The 23,359-nt window shown below is 67.4% G+C and carries 20 protein-coding genes; 19 read left to right on the top strand and 1 reads right to left on the bottom strand.

The window, feature by feature from the left end; all coding sequences use genetic code 11:
• Positions 1 to 37 precede the first annotated feature (37 nt).
• The 10 genes from pdxS (at position 38) to CW348_RS10215 (ending at position 9,536) form a co-directional block, all read left to right on the top strand.
• Positions 38 to 949, top strand: coding sequence for a pyridoxal 5'-phosphate synthase lyase subunit PdxS (gene pdxS, locus CW348_RS10260; protein ID WP_038043943.1), 912 nt, complete (start codon positions 38 to 40; stop codon positions 947 to 949).
• Between the two features lie 595 nt (positions 950 to 1,544).
• Positions 1,545 to 2,150, top strand: coding sequence for a pyridoxal 5'-phosphate synthase glutaminase subunit PdxT (gene pdxT / locus CW348_RS10255; RefSeq protein ID WP_011292520.1), 606 nt, complete (start codon positions 1,545 to 1,547; stop codon positions 2,148 to 2,150).
• Positions 2,151 to 2,152: 2 nt separating this feature from the next.
• Complete coding sequence (locus CW348_RS10250; protein WP_011292519.1) at positions 2,153 to 2,902, top strand: YebC/PmpR family DNA-binding transcriptional regulator; 750 nt, start codon at positions 2,153 to 2,155, stop codon at positions 2,900 to 2,902.
• Positions 2,903 to 3,026: 124 nt separating this feature from the next.
• A complete protein-coding gene (ruvC, locus tag CW348_RS10245) occupies positions 3,027 to 3,575 on the top strand; it encodes a crossover junction endodeoxyribonuclease RuvC (protein ID WP_011292518.1) in 549 nt (182 codons plus the stop codon).
• Between the two features lie 28 nt (positions 3,576 to 3,603).
• The gene (gene ruvA, locus CW348_RS10240) at positions 3,604 to 4,212 is read left to right on the top strand and encodes a Holliday junction branch migration protein RuvA (RefSeq protein WP_011292517.1); all 609 of its coding nucleotides are present in this window, start codon (positions 3,604 to 3,606) and stop codon (positions 4,210 to 4,212) included.
• 12 nt (positions 4,213 to 4,224) lie between these two features.
• Positions 4,225 to 5,280 (top strand): Holliday junction branch migration DNA helicase RuvB, encoded by a 1,056-nt coding sequence (ruvB, locus tag CW348_RS10235; protein ID WP_011292516.1) that lies wholly within the window; start codon positions 4,225 to 4,227, stop codon positions 5,278 to 5,280.
• Between the two features lie 133 nt (positions 5,281 to 5,413).
• Positions 5,414 to 5,722, top strand: a complete 309-nt coding sequence (gene yajC / locus CW348_RS10230; RefSeq protein WP_011292515.1) for a preprotein translocase subunit YajC — start codon at positions 5,414 to 5,416, stop codon at positions 5,720 to 5,722.
• Between the two features lie 152 nt (positions 5,723 to 5,874).
• Positions 5,875 to 6,405 (top strand): adenine phosphoribosyltransferase, encoded by a 531-nt coding sequence (locus tag CW348_RS10225; RefSeq protein WP_011292514.1) that lies wholly within the window; start codon positions 5,875 to 5,877, stop codon positions 6,403 to 6,405.
• A gap of 245 nt (positions 6,406 to 6,650) precedes the next feature.
• Positions 6,651 to 9,095, top strand: coding sequence for a bifunctional (p)ppGpp synthetase/guanosine-3',5'-bis(diphosphate) 3'-pyrophosphohydrolase (locus tag CW348_RS10220; protein WP_219821484.1), 2,445 nt, complete (start codon positions 6,651 to 6,653; stop codon positions 9,093 to 9,095).
• Positions 9,096 to 9,143: 48 nt separating this feature from the next.
• Positions 9,144 to 9,536, top strand: a complete 393-nt coding sequence (locus tag CW348_RS10215; RefSeq protein WP_011292512.1) for a cupin domain-containing protein — start codon at positions 9,144 to 9,146, stop codon at positions 9,534 to 9,536.
• Positions 9,537 to 9,599: 63 nt separating this feature from the next.
• Here CW348_RS10215 and CW348_RS10210 read toward each other — a convergent pair whose 3' ends face one another.
• Positions 9,600 to 10,832 (bottom strand): DUF349 domain-containing protein, encoded by a 1,233-nt coding sequence (locus tag CW348_RS10210; RefSeq protein ID WP_104612764.1) that lies wholly within the window; start codon positions 10,830 to 10,832, stop codon positions 9,600 to 9,602.
• A gap of 476 nt (positions 10,833 to 11,308) precedes the next feature.
• Between CW348_RS10210 and CW348_RS10205 the strand changes: the two genes are divergently transcribed.
• The 9 genes from CW348_RS10205 (at position 11,309) to CW348_RS10165 (ending at position 23,348) form a co-directional block, all read left to right on the top strand.
• Entirely contained in the window at positions 11,309 to 11,983 is a 675-nt protein-coding gene (locus tag CW348_RS10205; protein ID WP_061783785.1) for an MBL fold metallo-hydrolase, read from the top strand.
• 188 nt (positions 11,984 to 12,171) lie between these two features.
• Entirely contained in the window at positions 12,172 to 13,911 is a 1,740-nt protein-coding gene (gene aspS, locus CW348_RS10200; protein ID WP_011292509.1) for an aspartate--tRNA ligase, read from the top strand.
• Between the two features lie 552 nt (positions 13,912 to 14,463).
• A complete protein-coding gene (locus CW348_RS10195; RefSeq protein ID WP_011292508.1) occupies positions 14,464 to 14,904 on the top strand; it encodes an SSI family serine proteinase inhibitor in 441 nt (146 codons plus the stop codon).
• 356 nt (positions 14,905 to 15,260) lie between these two features.
• The gene (locus CW348_RS10190) at positions 15,261 to 15,830 is read left to right on the top strand and encodes a septum formation family protein (protein ID WP_011292507.1); all 570 of its coding nucleotides are present in this window, start codon (positions 15,261 to 15,263) and stop codon (positions 15,828 to 15,830) included.
• A 483-nt stretch (positions 15,831 to 16,313) separates the two neighbouring features.
• Positions 16,314 to 18,260 carry a SpoIIE family protein phosphatase gene (locus CW348_RS10185; RefSeq protein ID WP_169803313.1) on the top strand — a complete coding sequence of 649 codons (1,947 nt, stop codon included), beginning with the start codon at positions 16,314 to 16,316 and terminating at the stop codon, positions 18,258 to 18,260.
• Positions 18,261 to 18,266: 6 nt separating this feature from the next.
• The gene (locus tag CW348_RS10180; protein ID WP_016188962.1) at positions 18,267 to 18,887 is read left to right on the top strand and encodes a phosphatase PAP2 family protein; all 621 of its coding nucleotides are present in this window, start codon (positions 18,267 to 18,269) and stop codon (positions 18,885 to 18,887) included.
• 68 nt (positions 18,888 to 18,955) lie between these two features.
• Positions 18,956 to 20,281 carry a replication-associated recombination protein A gene (locus tag CW348_RS10175; protein ID WP_011292504.1) on the top strand — a complete coding sequence of 442 codons (1,326 nt, stop codon included), beginning with the start codon at positions 18,956 to 18,958 and terminating at the stop codon, positions 20,279 to 20,281.
• A 545-nt stretch (positions 20,282 to 20,826) separates the two neighbouring features.
• Positions 20,827 to 21,909, top strand: a complete 1,083-nt coding sequence (locus CW348_RS10170; protein ID WP_104612757.1) for a hypothetical protein — start codon at positions 20,827 to 20,829, stop codon at positions 21,907 to 21,909.
• Positions 21,909 to 23,348, top strand: coding sequence for a hypothetical protein (locus CW348_RS10165; RefSeq protein ID WP_104612758.1), 1,440 nt, complete (start codon positions 21,909 to 21,911; stop codon positions 23,346 to 23,348). The genes CW348_RS10170 and CW348_RS10165 overlap by 1 nt, the downstream gene beginning before the upstream one ends.
• Positions 23,349 to 23,359: the final 11 nt, after the last annotated feature.

Genomic DNA, 23,359 nt, shown 5'->3' with positions numbered 1-23,359 from the left:
TGAAGTCGTGTCCATCGAGAACCTGGAGTCCACAGCCGTGACCAACACCGCCGAGAACACAACCGAAAGCACGGTCGGTACCGTCCGCGTCAAACGCGGCATGGCCGAACAGCTCAAGGGCGGTGTGATCATGGATGTGGTCACGCCGGAGCAGGCCAAGATCGCTGAAGACGCCGGCGCAGTCGCCGTCATGGCGCTGGAGCGTGTCCCCGCCGACATCCGCAAGGACGGCGGTGTGGCCCGCATGTCCGACCCGGAGATGATCGAGGGCATCATCAACGCCGTGTCCATCCCGGTCATGGCGAAGGTCCGCATCGGCCACTTCGTCGAAGCCCAAGTCCTCCAGGCCCTGGAAGTGGACTTCATCGACGAGTCCGAGGTCCTCACCCCCGCTGATGAGACCAACCACATCAACAAGTGGGACTTCACCGTGCCGTTCGTATGCGGTGCCACCAACCTGGGTGAGGCCCTGCGCCGCATCGCCGAAGGCGCGGCCCTGATCCGCTCCAAGGGAGAGGCCGGTACCGGCAACGTGGTCGAAGCCGTCCGCCACATGCGGCAGATCACCTCCGAGATCCGGCGGCTCACCCAACTGGACGACGCCGAGCTCTTCGCTGCCGCCAAGGAACTGCGGGCCCCCTACGAACTCGTCCGGGAGGTCGCCCGGGAAGGCAAGCTGCCCGTGCCCCTGTTCTCCGCCGGAGGCGTCGCCACCCCCGCAGACGCCGCCCTCATGCGCCAGCTCGGCGCGGAGAGCGTCTTCGTCGGCTCGGGCATCTTCAAGTCCGGGGACCCGGCCAAGCGAGCCAAGGCCATCGTGGAAGCCACCACCGCCTACGACGACCCGCACACCATCGCTCGGGTCTCCCGCGGCCTCGGGGAAGCCATGGTCGGGATCAACCTCGACGAACTGGACGCTTCCCAGCGCTACGCGGGCCGCGGCTGGTAGTCTTTCGTAGCCGCACGCGGGCGCCCACGGTGGTCGGCGGGCGCCCGCCCGGCACGACCCTTCCGCAGCACGAGCCCCGCGGCCAACGGCGAGGCGCACCCCCAGGTGGGCCACCCCGCGACCGGCCAGCCGCTGCGCCCCAGACTCAGCAGGGGAGCACCGCCGCTCTGTGCCCGCGGACGGGGTCTCCTCGGGCAGGCCGAGCGCGCGGAGCACCGGCGGACCGCCCCTGCCCCGAACTCGACCGCCGCTGGCGGACGGATCCGTGAGGAGGACGGACGGTGTGGCACCGAGAGCATCGACGCCCCGGCACATCCCACGTCCCTGCCCCGCTCCTCGACACGCTCCCACCACCCCTTCGCTGAACTGCTCTTGACCACCGCACCCGGGAACAGTGCCGGGCCGGGCACGGCGCCCTGAACAGGGCCGCGCCGCAGCCCGCAGGCACGACCCGCAGCCGAGGACGCTTGCGCAGTCCCCCGCGCACCGTCACACCACCTACCCTGGAAGTACGAGACAAGATCTCGGCGCACGGCCCGCAGCACGGAGCAGACCCCGACGGGCCGAGCACATCAGCAGTCAGCGAGGTCGCCCCTTGTCGTCCGTTCCACCCACGATCGGAGTGCTTGCACTCCAGGGCGATGTCCGCGAACACATCCACGCCCTGGAACAGGCAGGTGCCCGGGCACGCCGCATCCGCCGCCCCGACGAACTCGACTCAATCGACGGGCTGATCCTCCCCGGCGGGGAGTCCACCACCATGGGACGGCTAGCCGCCGTCTTCGGCCTGCTCACCCCGCTGCGTGAGCGCATCGCCGCAGGACTGCCCGCTTACGGCACCTGCGCAGGCATGATCATGCTGGCGGACCGTCTCGCCGACGGAGCCCCCGGCCAGCAGACCATCGGCGGCATCGACATGACGGTGCGCCGCAACGCCTTTGGCCGCCAGGTCGCCTCTTTCGAAGGAACCGTGGAGATGACCGGAGTGGACGGCGGCCCGGTGGAGGCGGTCTTCATCCGCGCACCGTGGGTCGAATCCACCGGCCCGGGCGTCCAAGTCCTCGGACGCATTTCCCGAGGAGACACGGCAGGTAGGATCGTCGCGGTGCGGCAGGGGAGGCTGCTGGCGACCTCGTTCCACCCCGAACTCACCGGTGACACGCGTGTCCACCGGCTCTTCGTCGACATGGTGAAAGGATAGGCATGGCCGGCCACTCCAAATGGGCCACCACCAAGCACAAGAAGGCCGTCATCGACGCCAGACGAGGCAAGCTTTTCGCGAAGCTCATCAAGAACATCGAGGTGGCGGCACGTACTGGTGGCGGCGACCCCGACGGCAACCCGACCCTCTACGACGCTATCCAGAAGGCGAAGAAGAACTCGGTTCCGCTGGACAACATCGAACGTGCCCGCAAGCGCGGCGCCGGTGAAGAGGCAGGCGGTGCCGACTGGGAGACCATCATGTACGAGGGCTACGCTCCCGGCGGCGTCGCCCTGCTCGTCGAGTGCCTCACCGACAACCGCAACCGCGCCGCCTCCGAAGTGCGCGTCGCGGTCACCCGCAACGGCGGCTCCATGGCTGACGCGGGCTCGGTGTCCTACCTGTTCAACCGCAAGGGCCTGGTCGTCGTCCCCAAGGAAGGCACGACCGAGGACGACGTCACCCTCGCTGTCCTCGACGCGGGCGCTGAGGACGTCAACGACGTGGGCGAAGCGTTCGAGGTCATCTGCGAGCCCAGCGACCTGGTGGCGGTGCGTACCGCCCTGCAGGAAGCGGGGATCGAATACGAGTCCGCTGAGCTGAGCTTCATTCCCAGCGTGGAAGTCCCTCTCGACGAGGAAGGCGCCCGGAAGGTGATGCGCCTCGTCGACGCTCTCGAGGACTCCGACGACGTGCAGAACGTCTACACCAACGCGGACATCCCCGACGAGATCATGGCGAAGATCAGCTAGCCCGGTTGGTCGACTGCCGCTCACGCACGCCCCGGCCTGTCCGGGGCGCGCGTGTTTCCGGGTACCCCCCAGGACGCCGCGGAGGGTAGGCTCTGCGAACGAACGTTCGAGAAACGGGGGAGCGGTGCGCGTACTGGGAATCGATCCGGGGCTGACCCGCTGCGGCATAGGCGTGGTCGACGGGGCTGTCGGCGCCCCCCTCACCATGGTCGCTGCGGGGGCAGTTCGCACTCTGGCCGACGAGGAACTCCCTGCCCGCCTCCTGGGGATCGAAAAAGGGATCGAGCAGTGGCTCGATGACTACCAGCCCGACGCTGTGGCCGTGGAACGGGTCTTCGCCCAGCACAACGTCCGCACGGTCATGGGAACCGCCCAGGCCAGCGCAATCGCCGTGGTCTGCGCCGCCCGCCGGGGCCTGCCTGTCTCCCTGCACACCCCCAGCGAGGTCAAAGCCGCCATCACCGGCAGCGGACGCGCAGACAAAGCCCAGGTCGGCACCATGGTGGCGCGTATCCTGCGGCTCGACAGCCCGCCCCGGCCCGCCGACGCCGCGGACGCGGTGGCCCTGGCCATCTGCTACCTGTGGCGCGGCAGTGCCCAGGAGCGGATTGCACGCGCCCGCCAGAAGTTCGCCCGCACCATCGAGCTCGCCCGGCAACGGCACGGACTGTGAGCCACCACACACTAGGGAGAACAGTGCTGTGATCGCGTTCCTCAGCGGCCGGGTGGTGTCCCGCGGAGCCGAGACCGCGGTCATCGACGTGGGCGGGGTCGGCATGACCGTGCATTGCACCCCGGCCGCGCTGGCCCGCCTGCGGGTGGGAGAGGAAGCCACCGTGGCCACCGCGCTGGTGGTCAGGGAAGACTCCCTGACCCTGTTCGGGTTCGCGGACGACGACGAACGCGACACCTTTGAACGCCTCCAAACCGCCAGCGGGGTCGGACCGCGGCTCGCTTTGGCCATGCTCTCCGTCCACACCCCGGATGCGCTGCGCCGCGCCATTGCCACCGAAGACACCGCGGCCCTCACCCGAGTGCCGGGGATCGGCAAGAAAGGCGCCCAGCGCATCGTGTTGGAACTGAAAGGCAAGCTCGGCGAACCCGGCGGCGATACAGCCGCCACACCCGAGCAGTCCGCCGCGGCCGCGCCCCGCAACTGGCGTGCCCAAGTAGTGTCCGGCCTGGTCAACCTGGGCTGGTCCACGCGGGAGGCCGAAGCCGCCGCCGACGCTGTTGCCGCAGAAGCCGGGGAACAGCCCGACGTCGCTGCCTTGCTGCGCAGCGCCTTGCGTAGACTCAGCCGGGCCTAGAGGAGACCGCTGATGAGCGAACACGACCGGGAACTAGTGTCGCCCGAGGCAGCCTTGGACGACCACGCTGTCGAAAGCGCGCTGCGCCCGCGCACCCTCGACGAATTCGTCGGCCAAGACCGTGTCCGTGAACAGCTCTCCCTGGTGTTGCGCAGCGCCCAGCAGCGCGGCACCGCCCCGGACCACATCCTCATGTCCGGCGGCCCGGGCCTCGGCAAGACCACACTGGCCATGATCATCGCCGCTGAGCTCGGCGCTCCCCTGCGGATCACCTCCGGGCCCGCCATCGAACGGTCCGGGGATCTTGCCGCGGTCCTGTCCACTCTCCGCGAAGGCGAAGTGCTCTTCCTCGACGAGATCCACCGCATGGCCCGCCCCGCCGAGGAGATGCTCTACGTCGCCATGGAGGATTTCCGGGTGGACGTCATGGTCGGCAAAGGCCCCGGCGCCACCGCGATCCCCTTGGAGATCGCCCCGTTCACGCTCGTCGGTGCCACGACCCGTGCCGGAATGCTGCCCGCCCCGCTGCGTGACCGGTTCGGCTTTGTGGCGCACATGGACTTCTACAGCCCTGAAGAGCTCGAACTCATCCTGCACCGCTCGGCTCGACTGCTCGGCATCGAACTGCTCGACGACGCCGCCGCGGAGATCGCCCGCCGCTCCCGCGGCACCCCCCGAATCGCCAACCGTCTGCTGCGCCGCGTCCGCGACTACGCCCAAGTCCGCGGGGACGGGCGGCTCACCTTGGAGTGCGCCCGCGCCGCGCTCAGCCTCTACGAGGTGGACGACGAGGGACTGGACCGCCTCGACCGTGCCGTCCTGGACGCCTTGTTGCGCCGTTTCCGCGGCGGCCCAGTAGGACTGTCCACCCTCGCCGTGTCGGTGGGGGAGGAGCCTGAGACCGTGGAGATCGTCGCGGAGCCTTTCCTAGTGCGCGCCGGGTTCATCGCCCGCACCCCCCGTGGCCGGGTCGCCACCCCCCAGGCGTGGGCCCACATGGGGCTTACCCCGCCGCCGGATGCTGCTTTCGGGGCAGCCGCGCTCTTCGATCCCGACGAAGAGCCGTAGGCTGTCACCACGAATGGCCGCATGTGGCCACGGTAGGGAACCCGTGGGGCCCGCCGTTCGTTGAGGCAGGCGTGCCTCACCGCAGTCGCGCCCGTCGGCGGGCGCAGTCGCCAAGACCCAGAAAGGACACCCCGTGCAGGGTCTGATCACTCTCGCAGAACAGCAGCCGCAGAACCAGGGTGCGGGACTCATCAGCCAACTGCTGATGTTCGCCCTCATCATCGTGGTCTTCTACCTGCTGTTCATTCGGCCGCAGCAGAAGCGCCGCCAGCAGGAGCTGGAGATGCAGAAGTCGCTGCAGCCGGGAATGGAAGTGCTGACCGGGGCAGGGATCTACGGCACCATCGTCGAAGTCCACGACGACGACGTTGAACTGGAGATCTCGCCGGGAACCCGCGTCCGCATGGTGAAAGCGGCCGTGGCGAGGATCGTCTCCTCGTAGTTCTCCGACCACCCCGCCCAGCAACCGTCCCGGCCACGCGACGGAACGACGGGGGCGTCGCGGCGCCTCCGCACCCTGCAGTCCCCGGTACCGGGCGTGCACGTGAAGACCGGTACCCCGATCCCCACCCAACCGAGAAAGCCGTCCCACCCATGAGCACCGACGTCAGCACGCTGATCGACCGCTACGTCCGTGACATCCCCGACTATCCGCAGCCCGGGGTGGTCTTCAAGGACATCACCCCGCTGCTGTCCCACCCCACCGCGCTGCGCACCGCCATCGACGCGCTCGCTGAACCCCTGCTCGGCAGCGAGATCGACCTGGTCGCCGGCTTGGAAGCACGCGGTTTCATCTTCGCTGCCCCTGTCGCGGTGCGCCTAGGGGCGGGGTTCGTCCCGCTGCGCAAAGCCGGGAAACTGCCCGCGGAGACTCTCGCCGAGTCCTATGATCTGGAGTACGGTACTGCCACCGTCGAGATGCACGCCGACGCGGTACCCCCGGGGAGCCGAGTGCTGATCGTCGACGATGTGCTCGCGACCGGGGGCACAGGACGGGCCGCGGTGGACCTTATCCGGCGAGCGGGTGGTACCGTCGTTGGACTCTCAGTTCTTCTGGAACTCGGGTTCCTCAAGGGACGCGAGAAACTGGCCGACGTCGAACTGCGGGCACTGGCTACTGTCTGATCCGGCCTGGGCACCACGGGTCCTCCGTGGCAGGAGTAAGGCGGGCGCCGCCCACCGCCGAGAGGCCCGGGACAGGGAATGACGGTACCGCGGCATCGCGTTGCATTAACCACACGGGTGCTCACCACACCCGCCACTTCAGAAACGGTGCCTGGAACGGTGACAGCCACGTCCCATCGTCTCGGCCTAGACCAATCATCCGGCGTGGTGGCGGCCTCGCCGACTCAGCCGCGGGAGGGTGCCCAATGCGTAGCGAAACGGTATCGACCCACACCAAACCGGTACGCCCCGAGCCTCCCGCCCCCGCCGCTGAGGTGCCTGCGGGGGCGTTTCCACCAGGCCAGGAGCGCGACCACGACACCCGTCCGAGTGCCCCGCCCCGCGACCAGTCCCCACCGCCCGCCCCCGAAGCTGACAGCCGCAGCGCCGCCCGCCCAGCACCCCCCACCCATCCCGGAACGTCGTCCACAGTGTGGGTTCGACGTAGGCTCGCCCGACTCGGCGCCCAACGGGGGACGACTATGAACCCGGTCCTCGAACCACTCGTCAAAACCGTCCGCGCCACCCACCCCAAAGCGGACATCCGGCTGATTGAGCGCGCCTACGACGTCGCTGCCCACTACCACCGCAGCCAGAAACGCAAGAGCGGCGACCCCTACATCACCCACCCCCTCGCCGTGGCCACCATCCTCGCGGAACTCGGCATGCAGGAGGCCACCATCGCCGCAGGGCTGCTGCACGACACGGTCGAGGACACCGAGTACACCCTCGACCAGTTGCGCAGCGACTTCGGGGATGAGATCGCCGAACTTGTCGACGGGGTCACCAAGCTCGACAAGGTGAAGTACGGCGAGGCCACCCAAGCCGAGACCGTCCGCAAGATGGTCGTAGCGATGGCCCGCGACATCCGCGTCCTGGTCATCAAACTCTGCGACCGCCTGCACAACATGCGCACCCTGCGCTACCTGCCGCAGGCCAAGCGGGAGAAGAAAGCACGGGAGACCCTGGAAATCTACGCGCCTCTGGCCCACCGCCTGGGCATGAACACCATCAAGTGGGAGCTGGAGGACCTCGCGTTCGCCACCCTGTACCCCAAACGCTTCGACGAGATCGCCCGCCTGGTCGCGGAACGCGCCCCCCGGCGCGACGTCTACCTGCAGGAGGTCATTGAGATCGTCTCCGCCGACCTGCGGGAAGCCAAAATCAAAGCCACCGTGCGCGGCCGGCCCAAGCACTACTACTCGATCTACCAGAAGATGATCGCCCGCAATGTCGGGTTCGACGAGATCTACGACCTGGTCGGTATCCGCGTCATTGTGGACAGCGTCCGCGACTGCTACGCGGCGCTCGGCATCATTCACGCCCGCTGGAATCCGGTGCCGGGGCGGTTCAAAGACTACATCGCGATGCCGAAGTTCAACATGTACCAGTCCTTGCACACCACCGTGATCGGCCCGGAAGGCAGCCCGGTGGAACTGCAGATCCGCACCCGCGCCATGCACCGGCGCGCAGAATACGGCATCGCCGCGCACTGGAAGTACAAGGAGGAGCGCAACAACGGCGGCAAAGCCAAGGGCGCTTCCACCGACATGGCCTGGCTGCGGCAGCTCATCGACTGGCAGCAGGAGACGAAGGACCCCGGCGAGTTCCTGGAGTCGCTCCGCTTCGACCTGTCGGTGCAGGAAGTCTTCGTCTTCACCCCCCGCGGGGACGTCATCGCCCTGCCGCAGGGCGCCACCCCCGTCGACTTCGCCTACGCGGTGCACACCGAGGTCGGCCACCGCACGGTGGGGGCCCGCGTCAACGGCCGTCTGGTTCCCCTCGACAGCGAGCTGCACAACGGGGAGACCGTGGAGATCATCACGGCCAAGACCGACGACGCCGGCCCGAGCCGCGACTGGCTGGGCTTCGTGAAAAGCGCTCGAGCCCGCAACAAGATCCGGCAGTGGTTCACCAAGGAGCGCCGCGAAGCAGCGATCGAGCAGGGCAAAGAGGCGATCGCCAAGGTCATGCGCAAGCAGGAGCTGCCGGTTCAGCGGCTGTTCACCAGCGAGTCGCTGATCGCACTCGCCCACGACCTGCGCTACCGCGACCTGGACGCGCTGTATGCGGCCGTCGGCGAAAACCAGATCAGCGCCCACAAAGTCGTCGAGAAGCTCATCGAATCCGTGGGCTCGCTCGACAACAACGAAGAGGACATCGCGGAAGCCACCACCCCGATCCGGGTGCCGCGGAAACGGCCCACAGGCAACCCTGGAGTGGTCGTCCAAGGCGATCCGGACGTGTGGGTGCGCCTGTCCAAGTGCTGTACCCCCGTGCCCGGGGACGCCATCATCGGATTCGTTACCCGCGGGGCCGGGGTCTCAGTCCACCGCGACGACTGCGGCAACGTCAAACACCTCGACCCCGACCGTCTCGTCCAGGTGGAATGGCAGCCCACGGGGAACTCGATGTTCCTTGTCGCGCTGCAGATCGAAGCGCTGGACCGCACCCGCCTGCTGTCCGACATCACCCGGGTGCTCTCCGACCAGCACGTCAACATCCTGTCGGCGACCGTGCAGACCACCCGCGACCGGGTCGCGCTGAGCCGGTTCACTTTCGAGATGGCGGACCCCGCCCACCTGGGGCACGTCCTCAAAGCGGTGCGGAGCGTGGACGGCGTCTACGACGTGTATCGGGTCCGGAACTAACCGGAGTGTCACATTCTGCCAGTCCAGTCCATCCCACAGACTGGCGGTATGCAGAAAATCTCACTGGACGCGCTCGCTGACCACCATCTCCGGCTGGCGCGCGACTCCTCAGCGGGACGCAGCGCTTCCACCGTCTACGGGGGGCACGAACGCTCGCTGCGGCAGACCGTCATCGCCATGCGCGAGGGGACGGAGATGTCCGAGCATCCCAACCCAGGGCAGAGCACCCTGCAAGTCCTGCGCGGCAGAGTGCGGCTCTTCTCCGGAGAACACTCCTGGGACGCCCGAACCGGAGACATGATCATCATCCCAGAGGCCCGGCACTCGCTCACCGCACTGGCCGACTCCGCGATCCTGCTGACCGTCGTGATGAACGACGATCCTCCTGAGGAGACCAGCCTCCGTCGCGAGCAGGAACAGCAGGCGACAGCATCCTCGTAACAGCGTGGTGGCCGCGCCCGGATCCCGGGGTGCGGCCACCACAACAGTCCAGGGCAGACAGCCTCAGCTCATCTCCGCGAGCGTCCGCTCAACCTCGGCCAGCCACGCCTGCCGGGCAGCCAAGGACTCCTGGGCCTCCGTGGCCTTCCGCTCGTCCCCGGCCTCACGGGCCTCGGCAAGCTGCTTCTCCAAGGTGGCGATGGACTCCAGCAACTGGGCGCGAGTCGCCTCAGCACGGGCGCGCGCCTCGGGGTTGGTGCGCTGCCATTCCTGCTCTTCGGCCTTGCGTACCGCCTCCTCGATCTTGCGGAAGCCCCCTTCCAGCCGGTCGCGAACGTCGCGCGGGACAGGTCCGACCTCGTCCCAGCGCTCCTGGAAGTCACGCAGTCTGACGCGTGCCTCCCGCGGGTTCGTCACCGGCAGCAGCGCCTGCCGCGCCTCCTCCAGCAGCTTCTCCTTGATCTCGGCATTGCCGCGCAGCTCCGCGTCCCGTTCTGCGAGAGCAGCGTTGCGGGCCGTGAAGAAGCGGTCCTGGGCGCCTTTGAACCGGCTCCACAGCGCGTCCTCGGTGGCGCGGTCGGCGCGTCCCGCAGCCTTCCACTGCTGCATCAGTTCGCGATAACGGGCCGCGGTCGGGCCCCAGTCGGTGGAGTCGGCGAGCTCCTCCGCTTCGGCGACGATCTGCTCTTTGAGCTCGCGCGCCTGTTTGCGCTGCTGGTCCAGGCCGGCAAAGTACGCCTTGCGTCGCTTGGAGAAGGCGTTGCGCGCAGCCGACATGCGCTTCCACAGGGCCTGCTCGGTGGCACGGTCCGCGCGCGGTGCAGCCTTCCACTCGTCGATGAGCTGGCGCATGCGCTCACCGCCGGTCTTCCAGTGGGTGGTCTCCGCGGCGACGCGCTCCGCCTCCGCGACAATGCGTTCCTTGATTTCGCGGGCCTGGGCACGGGCCTCTTCCTGGGCCCTCTTCTGTTCGAGCTTGCGCTGCTCGATCCGTTCGGTGAGCGCGTCCAAGCGTCGAGCCAGCGCGTCGAGATCACCGACGGCCTTCGCCTCGGTCACGGCGTCACGCAGCTTCTGCACGCTCGCCAGCGCCTGCGCTGCAGACAGGTCGGTGGTTGCTAGGCGCGTTTCCAGTAGTTCCACCTCTGTCACCAGCGCATCGTACTTGCGCTTGAAGAAGGCGAGGGCTTCTTCTGGTGCCCCCGCTTGCCATGACCCGACGACACGCTCGCCCTCGCTCGTGCGCACATAGACCGTGCCGTCGTCGTCTACGCGGCCCCAGGGGTCCGTGGTCACCGTGTCCTCCTGTGTGATGAGCCTGATGCTCGTCAGGTCCGTATGGTCGTGGCAGCGTGCCACCAGCACTGCGGCCGAGACGTGATCTCCCGCCGGAGCGACGGCGCTTTGGCACGTGTATGGGAACGAATCTACCCGTATCCGCCGGATCGACCTGTGATGTCGCTACCCGGACCGGAATCACAGTTACGTGCGGTCCCGGGCAGGGACCAATATGACACCGTCACGGCGTTTGGCAAAGAGCCATGGGCAGCGTGGTGACCGAATGGTGATGAAATGGGATGGGGGAGTGACCACTCCTTGGTATTTCCGGTGCTTTGGGTACAAGCCCGACAGTACCAAGTGAGGCTGGTCGCGCAGCATCGTCATCTCCCGACCCACTGGGAGGCACTGAGTCGCCACAATCGCCGCGGCGTCGGTACGCTCATGGAGTAACCAACAGCGTCCCCGCCTTGGAAACGAGGTCACTGCCGACCGTGCTCATCGCAGACTTCCCCGCTGGACCGCTCGCGGCGAACTGTTACGTCGTCGCCCCGGAAGCGGGAGCGGAGTGCGTCATCGTCGACCCGGGGCAGCAGGCCACAGAAGGAGTGGCCCGCCTGCTGGACGAGTACCGTCTGACCCCGGTGGCCGTCTTGCTCACCCACGGTCACTTCGACCACGTATGGTCGGCCGAAGAGGTGTGCCAGACTCACGATATCGCGGCGTATGCGCACGCGGCGGACCGCCCGCTGCTGAGCGATCCGGCACGAGGCGTGGATCCCGGGCTGGCAGCGCAGTTGGCGGCGCTGTTCGGCAACGAGCAGTTGCGCGAACCGAAGCAGGTGGTCGAGGTCACCGACGGTCAGGTGTTGCAGCTAGCGGGGCTGGAGATCACCGTGGCGCACGCCCCCGGCCACACCCCGGGATCGGTGGTCTACGCGCTTCCGCCGACCGAGGACACCCCGGAGGTGCTGTTCACCGGCGACCTGCTGTTTGCGGGCTCGATCGGCCGCACCGACTTTCCCGGCGGCGACCACGTGGCGATCATGCGGAGCTTGTCCCGTGTCTGTTTGAGCCGGGGGGACGACACTGTCGTGCTCCCGGGCCACGGTCCGCGCACCACGATCGGCCGGGAACGGGCCACTAACCCCTTCCTGCGCGGCCTGTAGTCGGGCCGCCGCTAGCCGCGCAGCGCAAGGAACGGAAACACGACGATGACCAGTAGCGTCGCCTCGCATGCGGTATCGGGAGTACAGCCGCCGCGGAGACGAGATACCGGCACCGGCTTCGCGGCCGCGAAGCCGGTCAACCGCACGCGTCAGGCAACCACTGCGATAACCGCTGAAGGAGAGACCCGTTGATCCGCACGCACGAGGCGGGCACACTACGCGCCGACCACGCTGAGCAGAATGTCGTCTTGGCGGGCTGGGTGGCCCGCCGCCGCGACCACGGCGGTGTTGTCTTCCTGGACTTGAGGGATGCCTCCGGCATCGTCCAGGTCGTGGTCCGCGAGGACGAGCTGGCCCACGACCTCCGTTCGGAGTACTGCATCAAGGTGACCGGTACAGTCCGGATTCGGCCGGAAGGCAACGAGAATCCCGACATCGCCACCGGTGAGATCGAGGTCGTGGCCTCCCATATCGAGGTCTTGAGCGAATCGGCGCCGCTGCCGTTCCCGCTGGACGGGAACCAGGAGATCTCTGAGGAAGCCCGGCTCCGCTACCGCTACCTGGACATGCGCCGCCCCGAGACGGCTGAGGCGCTGCGTGTCCGCTCCCGGGCGACCTACATCGCGCACGAGGTCATGAACGACAACGGCTTCGTCTACGTCGAAACGCCGTACTTGACCCGTTCGACCCCGGAGGGCGCCCGAGACTTCCTGGTGCCGGTGCGGCTCCAGCCGGGGCACTGGTATGCCCTCCCGCAGTCCCCGCAGTTGTTCAAGCAACTGCTCATGGTGGGCGGCATGGAGCGGTACTACCAGTTGACGCGCTGCTTCAGGGACGAGGACTTCCGTGCCGACCGGCAGCCGGAGTTCACCCAGATCGACATCGAGATGAGCTTCGTCGACGAAGAGGACCTCTTCGACATCGGCGAGAAACTGTTCACCCGGCTGCTGCGGGAGGTCCGGGGCGTCGAACTGCCGCGGCCGTTCCGGCGCATGAAGTTCGCTGAGGCGATGGACCGCTTCGGCACCGACAAGCCCGACCTGCGTTTCGGGCAGGAGCTGGTAGAGCTCACGGACTTCTTCGCCAACACCCCGTTCCGGGTCTTCCAGGCCCCCTACGTGGGTGCTGTGGTAATGCCCGGCGGCGCCTCCCAGACCCGGCGGGAGCTGGACGCCTGGCAGGAGTGGGCCCGGTCGCGGGGCGCTAAGGGCCTCGCCTACGTGCTGGTGCACGAGGACGGCACGTTGGGCGGCCCGGTCGCCAAGAACCTGTCGGAGGAGGAGCGTGCCGGACTGGCCGAGCGGGTGGGGGCCAAGCCGGGAGACGCGATCTTCTTCTCGGCGGGGGAGCGGACCGCCTCCCAGGAGCTGCTGGGTGCGGCGCGGCTGGAGATCGGCAAGCGGTGCGGCCTGATCGACGAGTCGGCGTGGGAAGTGCTGTGGATCACGGACATGCCGATGTTCGAGAAGGACGACGAGGGAGGATGGACGTCGGTCCACCACCCGTTTACCGCTCCGGCTCAGGAGGTCGCCGACACGTTCCACAACGACCCGGGTTCGGCGACGGCCAGGGCTTTCGACCTGGTGATGAACGGCTACGAGCTGGCGTCGGGGTCGATCCGTATCCACCGGGCGGAAATGCAGCAGCGGGTCTTCGACACGATCGGTCTGAGCAAGGACGAGGCCGAGACGAAGTTCGGTTTCCTGCTGGAGGCATTCCAGTTCGGCCCTCCGCCGCACGGCGGCCTGGCGGTGGGCTGGGACCGCCTGGTCATGCTGCTGGCCGGGCAGAGCACGATCCGCGACGTCATTGCGTTCCCCAAGACCGCTTCGGGGGCCGACCCGTTGACGGGCGCGCCTACGCCGATTACGGCGGAGCAGCGGCGTGAAGCGGGAGTCGACGCCGTCCCCGAACAGGCCACGTCGTAGCGCACTACGTACGCGTCAGGGAAGCCCGCCGGGCAGGCAGCGCTCGCCTCACCCGGCGGGCTTTCGCGTGGGGCGGGCCTGGGAGGCCTCGGGCCTCGCTGGCCGGGGACGGAGCGCCCTCGGCCGCGGCCAGTATGAGACGGTTCGAAGCGCGGTGCTCTCCCCAGAGAGAAATCTTTGATCAAGAAATACGGGCGGATATGCGGGTGCCGTTCGGTAATCGCTGTTCCCAGCGGGAATCTTGTCCGTTATCGAGATAAACGTACGGGTTCAGGGTGCTCGCCCCAGGGTGGTGATAAGCCCGGGAAAAATGAAAATTATTCATGATTCTCTTTTTGTGCGAAGAAAAGTCCTCTGCTAAAGCTCCTGGTGGCCGGTAAGCGGCCGGCAGAAACCAGTTTTATGGTCGTGTGTGCGCTTTTGCGGCAATTTTTCGCTCATTACAGTGATGTTACGTCGCGGACTGGTTGCCGACAGTGACGTTAGTGGGGCTGTCGGTCCGTGGGGAGCACCCGCGTCGTGTGCCTTGCAAGAATCGGCGAAAGGTGACCTATGACCACCACGTTCCTCCGCCGCTCCCTTGCCCTCGTGGCGGCCACGGCTTTTGCCGTGCTTAGTGCTGGAACCAGCGCCTCTGCCAATCCCACCGACCCCGTGATCACCCCTGCCCCCCAGGCCAAGGCTGGTTTCGTCCTCACCCTTTCCCCGACCTCTACGGTTTCGTCCGTCAGCCAGTACGCGAGGGTGACACTGACCTGTTCCCCCGACGGAGGTACGCACTCCTCTCCGGAGAAGGCTTGCGATGCCCTGCGGGAAGTCGACGGCTACTTTGAGCGGCTGCGTCCGCTGCCCGGCGCCTACTGCCCCGCAGTATGGGACCCGGTGAAGGCCACCGCACGCGGCTACTGGGGAGACCGCCGGGTCTCCTTCGAGAAGACGTACGGCAACGCCTGCGAAGCCGGAGTGGCGACAAGCGGCGTCTTCTTCCTCTAACCCCACCAACCCACCCCCGCAGGGCCCGGCCGGCAAGGCCGGGCCCTGGCTGTGACGACACCCTCTGCTTGTGTGACTTGAGTCACGAGAACTGTCGGGGGTTGCTGCGGCATCTCACGAATCGGTTGTGACTTGTGAGCGAGTGGGCGGATTTCTCCGCACCATCCCTCGGCTTGCGGGCGAATACTCAGGTCGCGCCCCCAGACCAGGCGCCACCTTCGGCCCTAAGCTGGTCGGGCCTGCCATGACCCCGCACGTGGCCCGGCCGGGTGGCTCCTTGGTGCGGCCAGAGCCGTCCGTCAGTCGCGCACGAGTCGCCGCATCAAACCCCCGTTCTCAACACAAGTGGAGATTCGATGACCCTGGGTTCTCCCCGGTGGGGGATCGGCCGGTTCGTTACTGTTACGGCGACCGTTGCCGCTACCCTCGCGCTATCTGGCTGCGGGCTGCTCCTGGCCCAGAGAGACGCCACAGTGGACGAGGCGCTGCGGGACCTCGAACAGGACCTCAACGAGATGGAACAAGACCTCGAAGAACCGGCAAGCCCGAGCGCGACGACGGAGGAGGACGTCTTCGACATCAAGGTCGGCGACTGTCTTCCTGCAGAGGAGACCGGGGTCGAAGGAGAGATTTCGACCGTCCTCACCGTCCCCTGCAGTGAACCGCACAGCGGCGAAGCCTATGCGTCCGGGAATATGCCGGATGGCTCCTACCCGGGGGATACCGAAGTCCAGAACTTCGCCGAAGATTTCTGCTCGACGGAGTTCGACAGCTTCGTGGGGATCCCGCTGGAGCAGTCCACGCTCAGCTACAGCTACTACTTCCCGACCCCGGAGTCCTGGGCGGCAGGAGACCGGGAGATCCTGTGCGTCGTCTACGACCCGGCAGGCGACGTCACCGGGAGCCTGCAAGGCGCCGCACGCTAGCGCACACAGTTCACCTCACAGTTGACGGGCCTCGCCGCGCCACGGGCATTGCGGCGAGGCCCGACGCATATACGGAAAACGTCCGACGTCGCAACGGGTGCGCTGGGGCTCTGAACCGCTAGAATTGTGGACGGTGTGCCGAGAATCCCGCTGACATCTGACACAAGAAAGTTCAAGGGATTGGCAAAACAGCCCGGCGGAGCGGTAAATCTGTAGTGAATTCCGGTGGGCGAACCATTCTCCGACTCTGATTCGGTTGATCCGCACATCACCGGACAGAGCGGAAGCTTCCCCTCGACTCCGCAATGCCGCAAGGGGGGTATCCAACAAAGGCAGGACAAAACGGATGTTCGGGAGGGGTCCGCTGCGTGCGGACAGGACATTCGCGACGATACAGGGAAGATCTATTACGTGAACGGATCGACCGGCACAACGGACGGCTTCGCCGGTTCTGGAGGAAAGACTGACGCCCTCGTAGCAGGGATGAGTGATCCGGCGGGCACGGCCTTCCAGTACGCGCCGACCGCGATGCTTGTGGCTGACCCGGCCGGAGCGGTCCTCGCGGTCAACGACGCTTTCACTGCTCTCCTCGGGCGCCCGTCCACAGAGATCGCGGGACGTCCTTGGCCCGAACTGTTCACCCCTGACGACCACGGCCGAGCCTGGGAGCAGCACAACAAGGCACTGCGGGGCGCCGCCCCCCGACAGTGGCCCGACCTGACGATCCGCACCGCCGACGGGCTGTCCCGGCGCACCATCGTCCAAGCCCGGTCTTTCCCCGCCGCACCGGGCGGCGAAACCGCGGGCGTCGTCATTCAGCTCTCGCTGCTCAGCCACGACGAAGAGACCCTGCGCATCGTGACCGAGCTGCGGCTCAGGGAAGCGAACACCGCCCTGTGGTCCCTTGACCTCACCAGCGGCACGCTGAGCGAACTGTTCGGTCCCTCCCCGCTGGCCCGCATGCTCGCCGGGGACGCCTGCACCCTGGAAGAATGCCTCGCCCGAGTGCACCGGGACGACGTCTCCCGGCTACGCGCCGCACTGGAAACCGCCTACCAGGGCGGCAACTACGAGCAGCGGTTTCGCATGTTCGACCAGGTAGGAGACGAGCGATGGCTGTACGCGCGCGCCACCTACCTCGGGGGAGACCGGCCCCGACTGGTCGGCATCGTCGACGATATGACCGAGCACGTGCAGCTCGTACGCCGCTTGGCGGACCGCCGCCGCATCGAAGCAGCCCAGGGCCGTCAAGTCAACGAACTCGCCGCCAAATTGGTCTCCGCCACCACGGTGCAGGAGGTCACCAACCTGCTCAGCAGGGAGTTCACGCCTATTTTCGGCGGTGACGGCGCCCACGTCGTGCTGCTCGACGACACCGAGCTCCGCCTCTACCCGGAGAGCACGGCAAGCACCGGGCAGTGGCTCTACCCCGACAACCACCGGGACTCCGCCCACCCTGTCGGGGCAGTCCTCCACGACAGCCAGCCGCGCTTCTTCGAAAGCCGCTCCGAACTCTTGGAGCGGTTCCCCGCCCTAGGAGAGGCGCTCTGCCAGACTGACGACCACTCGTGGGCTTTCGTCCCGATGTTCGGGGACGGCAAAACCGCCATCGGCGTGTGGGTCGTGGCCTGGACCCAGCCCCACCACGCTACTCCGGACGAACGCGCCCTCCTGCTGACCTTGGCCGGACTCGCCGGGCAGGCCCTGCAACGCGTCAACCGCCAAAGCGCGGAACTGGAGCTGGCCGACGCCGTCCAACGGAGGATGCTGCCCCCGCAGCCCCCCGCCTTCTCCGAACTGGACGTGGCCGTGCGCTACCTTCCCGCCCGAGCTGGCTGGCGGGTCTGCGGCGACTTCTACGACGCCATCCGGCTTCCCGGGCGGCGGATCGGCCTGGTGGTCGGAGACGTCCAAGGCCACGGGGTGGAGGCTGCTGCCGCTATGGGACAGATCCGCATGGCGTTCCGCGCCTACGCCACCAACCAGAGCGATCCGGGAACCGTGCTCACCGAAACCAATCGGCTCCTCACCGAAACCGGGGAGATCGTCTTTGCGACCTGCGGCTACCTGGTGATCGACATTGACCTGGGACAGCTGCAGGCCGCCTGGGCCGGGCAGCCTCCCGTCGTGCTCGCCACCGAGTCAGGCTTCGAAGTGTGGGAGCCCGAGACCGGACCGCCCGTCGGGGTGGACGCGGAAGCGAAATACCCGGTGAGCTCCCGCCCGCTCCCTCCGGGAAGCACCTTGCTGATGTGCTCGGACGGGCTGGTGGAGAGCGCCGAAGTGAACATGGACGACGGCCTGGCCGCGGTAGGCAGCGAACTCAGCGCCAAAGTCACCGACGTCCACGGTGCGGCGACCGCGCTCGCAGAGCTCGCCCCCGCGGGACGCGGCGACGACATCGCTATCCTCGTCGCCCGGGTCCGCTGAGCCCCGGTGGCACGCCTCGGCGCGGGAGCCTGCGGCCTCCTCTCCGCGTTCACGCTCCTCACCCTCGTGCTGGCATGCAGCCAGCACGGGCCTTTCGGCTGGGACACGGCCCTCACCGAGACGGTCACCGCAGCGCGGACCCCAGCCGCGACGAAGGTGGCGGTCCTGCTCCACCGTGTCGGAGCATGGCCGTGGGGCGCCCTCCCGCTCACCGGGGTGCTTCTCCTCCCCTTGCTGCGACGGCAATGGTCGGCAGCGCTTCTAGTGGTGTCCGCATGGGCAGCCACCTCGCTGGTCGCGGTCCCAGCGGTCAAGTGGCTGCTCGACCGCTCCCGGCCGGTCGATCCACTCGTGTGGGAAGACACAGCCTCCTACCCGTCTGGGCATACTGCGTTCGCTGCGGTGCTCGCCGTCGCCGCCAGCGCGGTCTGCCCGCCCCGGGCCCGTCTCCCCACGGCCCTCTGCGGCACCGTCGTCGTCGCTGCCATGGCGTGGAGCCGGATCTACCTGGGCGCGCACTGGTTGACGGACACCGTGGGCGGAGCACTGCTTGGCAGCGGGATCGGGCTGCTGTGCTGCGGGCTGGGATACCTGCTGCGCCAGCGTTTCCGCGTCAGGCCCGAGTGAATCGGAGATGCCGGCCCGCCGCTACCGCGCCAGGGCAGCTGCACCAGGCGGCGGACTAGGCTGAAACCGTGTCCGAAACACTGTTCGACGACGCTGGAGCCGAAGCCCACCGGTCCCATGAACCGCTCGCGGTGCGGATGCGCCCGCGAACCCTGGACGAGGTGGTGGGGCAGCGGCACCTGCTGGGCGAGGGGAGTCCGCTGCGGCGGCTCGTGGAGGACGACGCGCCCATGGCGCTCCTCCTGTGGGGTCCGCCCGGCACGGGGAAGACCACACTGGCCACGGTGGTCAGCCGCGCTACCCGGCGACGCTTCGTGGAACTGTCCGCGGTCACCTCGGGGGTCAAGGACATCCGTGACGTTGTCGACGAGGCCCGACGCGAGCTCGGCATGCGCGGGGTCCACACCCTGCTCTTCGTCGACGAAGTCCACCGCTTCAGCAAGACACAGCAGGACGCCCTGCTGCCCGCCGTAGAAAACCGGTGGGTCAGCTTCATCGGCGCAACGACCGAGAACCCGTTCTTCTCGGTCATCAGTCCGCTGCTCTCCCGCTCGCTGCTGCTCACCCTGCACGCGCACAGCGATGACGACATTCGCACCGTGGTGCGCCGGGCGCTCACCGATGAGCGCGGGCTCGCAGGCCGCTACACCCTCACCGAGGAAGCGCTCCACCATCTCGTACGGCTGGCTGGGGGAGACGCGCGGCGCTCCCTCACCTATCTCGAAGCCGCCGCTCTGGTCGCGGGCGACCGCACGGAGATCACCGTGGCCGACGTGGAACGCGCGGCTGACCGCACCGCCGTCCGCTACGACCGCTCCGGTGACCAGCACTACGACGTGGTGAGCGCGTTCATCAAGAGCATGCGCGGCAGCGACGTGGACGCAGCTCTGCACTACCTGGCCCGCATGATCGAGGCGGGGGAGGACCCGCGGTTCATTGCCCGCCGCCTCGTGGTGCACGCCAGCGAAGACGTGGGGATGGCTGATCCCACGGCGCTGCAAGCAGCGGTGGCCGCGGCCCAGGCCGTCGAATTGGTCGGACTGCCGGAAGCCCGCATCAACCTCGCCCAGGCGGTCATCCACATCGCCCTGGCCCCCAAATCCAACGCGGTGATCACCGCTATCGACCGCGCGATCAGCGACGTGCGCGCCGGCAAGCTCGGCCCGGTTCCCGCCCATCTGCGTGACAGCCACTACCGGGGCGCTGCCGATCTCGGCCACGGGGCGGGCTATCGCTACCCCCACGACTATCCCGGCGGGGTCGTGGCCCAACGGTACCTGCCTGAAGGGCTGGACGGGGCAGAGTACTACCGGCCCACCACCCACGGTGCGGAGCGCCGGTTCGGTGAGGTGCTGCGACGGATTAAGGGTGTGCTGCGGGGCGGCTCCCACTGACCGTGGACGGGCCGGGTCTTTGCGGCGGTCTAGGGCCGCGCAGCTACGGGTGCCTGGTGTGGGCGCCGTGATGGATGCCTGGGAGTGCAGTGCCCTGGGCGCGGCGGTGCAAGGCCGTGTCTGCGCGGCGCCGGTGCTGTGAGCGGCGACCGGTCACCAGGCGCGGGTGGGAAGAGGGTTTTCTGCCGCGGCCGTCCAGACGATCCCGGAATCCCAAAAATGTGATGATCGTTGGAAGAAATCCGCCCGAAGAAGTGTCGCTTATCTGCAACAAAAGAGCAGAATGTCGTTTTTGGGAATTCTGGGGCGGCAGTGATGTGGTTCGCCGGGAGAGGTCTCCCTCGAACAGCACTCCCGGTTGCAAATGGTGTACTCTTCGGCGGCTCACCTGGGGAAAGGAGAATCTCCCCGGTGATGTTGCGGCATATCCCCAAAAATAGGGGTGATCTAGTCCTAGAGTGGGTTATTAGGGTCTTTCATCAAACTTGTTGAATGGCTGACAGCGACGCCTGTGAACGGACGTCGAATAGGGCGGGAACCACTGGATGACCGAGTACGCCACCGGAACGCCGCAGGGGGACGGCCGCTACCGCTACTTTTTTCGGGACGACAGCAGCGGTGACACGCAACGGGTCGAGGTACTCATCGAAGCGGTTGACCCGCAGACCGCCGAACAGTTAGCCGCCGAGGCAGCTTTGGCGGAACAGGCTACCGAGGCGGTCATGAACGAGACCGGAGGAAGATTCCCGCACAGCCTCGCCGAGTATGTCGGGACGAGAACAGGCACCAATGGCGCCCAGAGCACGCTCGTGCTGCGGATGCCCAAAGGAAGAGGACAGCCCTTCTTCCTGGAACCGAAAATCCAGCAGACACCCGGCATTCTTCCGGTCCCTCCCAAAGCGGTTCGCAAAATCGCCATCGACATCTACGAGGCGCTCACCGTCCTGCACAGCGTCGGCTACGTCCACGGTGCCGTGAACACCGAAAGCCTGGTGTGGAACCGGCGCGAGGCAGTGCTGGCCCGCTACCGCCGCATGGCCAGCGACCCCGACGGACGGCAGGGCGCCATCGACGTGGCCGACGCAGCCCGCCTGCTCTACCACGTCGCCATCGGACGACCCCTGAACGGCGACACACTTCCCCCCGGCGACCAGCGGGAACTCAACAGTCGACTGTTCGGCCTGGGTGACCTCATCGCCGCTGCGCTCGACCAGCAGGAGCGGCGCATCAGCGCCTCCGAAGCCTGGGCACGGGCCTCCCGCCTCGTGCCAGTAGAAAACAGCACAGCCGCCGCAACCCCTGCGGAGCGTCGGGAGGACAGCCCGGAGGAAGCCGAAGCGCGGCACAGGTTCCGGGCTATCCGGACTAGGCACGAGGACATCCGTCGCAGACGCTATCCCCCCGCGCCCCCGTCCGCCGAACCGCGCTGGACCCCTCCAGTCTCAGAGGAATTGCCGTCGCGGTCCCTAGGGCGGGTGCTGCTGGATGAAGGAATCGGGGCCTTCGCTCGCCGCCTGCTCGGCCGCATCGGGAAGCCGGCGGCAGCGGCCTCCCGGCTCGTGAGCGGAAAGGCGGCGGTGCTGCTCCTGGTGATCGTCCTTGTCGTACTGCTGGGAAGGATCCTGTGATGAGCTATCCGAGCCGCCCGGCGGACCTACCGCCGACGGTGAACTGTCCCTACTGCCTTTCCCACATCGACACCTCGCGCGCCAGGAGCGTGATCCGCAACATCGCCACCCAGGAGGTCGTGGACGACGTCACCGACGCGGTCCGGCGGCGCGGACTGCTCGGAGTCGCCTCCTACGACCGCGGCAACACCTACCTGGAATGCCGTCGCGAAGTGCGTCTCGACCTGGTGCAGGGGGAATACGACTATCCCGGCACAGCCGATCCCTTGGACGACATGACAACCGTCGTCATGAACCGTCCCGGGGAGGACAGCCCCACGGCCGCCTTCACCGACGGCATCGGCTTCGACGACCCGGAGGAAGACGAGTCCGCCGGTCCCTCGCCTTTCTCGCTGGCCGACGACGCCGACGAGGACGGGGACGGGTGGGAGAGCACCACCGGGGCCCAGCCCAGCCCTCCCCTCCCGCCGCCGGCAGACGAGAACGAACTGCCCGAACCGCACTACATCCCCTACGAGTACTGCCAGGTCCGGCGCACCCTCAACATCGGACTCATCGGAACCAGCAGTTCAGGCAAGTCGCACCTGCTGGCGGCGATGCTCTACCGGATGCAGGAAGAGGAGGAACGGCTCGCGGAGCTCGGTTTGAAGGTGGAACCCTTCGCCGAGATGTGGGAGTACTACGTGCAACGGGAGGACATCGCCGGATTCTTCGCCCCGGACCGGCGTACCGTCCTGCGCCGCACCAGCCGGAACGACCCCGTCGAGTTCCGCATGGCCTACACGGTCACTAGCACCTGGACCGGCGAAGAGACCGACTACGTGGTGAGCTTCTTCGACGTGGCCGGCGAGCTCTTCCTGGACTCCAAAGCACGCAGCCGCCTCCAGTTCATCTACGGCCTGGACGCGTACATCTTCGTCGCCGACGGGCAAGCACTGTACGGCTGGGGAGGGAAACGCCGCGGCCTGCGCCACCCCTCCGGGTTCAGCAACGTGATCAACAAGCTCCGCCAGAACGAACGGCTGGTGGCGCGCGCCAAGGGGAAGACACCGCAGAACCCGCTGCCGCAACCCGCAGTTGTGGTCCTCGCCAAAGCCGACCTCCTGCTCGCCCAAAAGGAGTACTGGGTCAGCAGGTGGCTGGAGCTTGACGACGACTTCGTGCTGAAAACCGTCGACGAGGAGAGCGAGGACGTCTACGTCTACTGCGCGACCAACGGGGCTCGGGAATGGCTGTACCCGGTCAACGCTTTCGAGGACGCCACCCTCCACTTCGCCTCGGCGACCGGATGCGAGGAGCAGGACGGGCACTACAACAAGCGGAAGTTCCGCCACATGCGTGTCCTCCGCCCCCTGCTGTCCCTGTTCGCCATGACAGGACTCATCGACCCGAAGACGATCAACCACGCCTATGTGAAAGGTGTGCGCGAACCGCTGTGAAGGGGGATGGG

The sequence above is a fragment of the Thermobifida sp. genome (assembly GCF_017577275.1).
Lineage (GTDB): Bacteria > Actinomycetota > Actinomycetes > Streptosporangiales > Streptosporangiaceae > Thermobifida > Thermobifida fusca.
Note: the sequence above shows the minus strand (reverse complement) of the source record. Positions and strands in the feature narration are given on the sequence as shown.

Coding starts and splice junctions, on each gene's coding strand:
- CW348_RS10250 (WP_011292519.1), top strand. CDS start 2,153: ATGGCCGGCCACTCCAAATGGGCCACCACCAAGCACAAGAAGGCCGTC.
- ruvB (WP_011292516.1), top strand. CDS start 4,225: ATGAGCGAACACGACCGGGAACTAGTGTCGCCCGAGGCAGCCTTGGAC.
- CW348_RS10225 (WP_011292514.1), top strand. CDS start 5,875: ATGAGCACCGACGTCAGCACGCTGATCGACCGCTACGTCCGTGACATC.
- CW348_RS10220 (WP_219821484.1), top strand. CDS start 6,651: ATGCGTAGCGAAACGGTATCGACCCACACCAAACCGGTACGCCCCGAG.
- CW348_RS10215 (WP_011292512.1), top strand. CDS start 9,144: ATGCAGAAAATCTCACTGGACGCGCTCGCTGACCACCATCTCCGGCTG.
- CW348_RS10195 (WP_011292508.1), top strand. CDS start 14,464: ATGACCACCACGTTCCTCCGCCGCTCCCTTGCCCTCGTGGCGGCCACG.
- CW348_RS10190 (WP_011292507.1), top strand. CDS start 15,261: ATGACCCTGGGTTCTCCCCGGTGGGGGATCGGCCGGTTCGTTACTGTT.
- CW348_RS10185 (WP_169803313.1), top strand. CDS start 16,314: ATGAGTGATCCGGCGGGCACGGCCTTCCAGTACGCGCCGACCGCGATG.
- CW348_RS10170 (WP_104612757.1), top strand. CDS start 20,827: ATGACCGAGTACGCCACCGGAACGCCGCAGGGGGACGGCCGCTACCGC.
- CW348_RS10165 (WP_104612758.1), top strand. CDS start 21,909: ATGAGCTATCCGAGCCGCCCGGCGGACCTACCGCCGACGGTGAACTGT.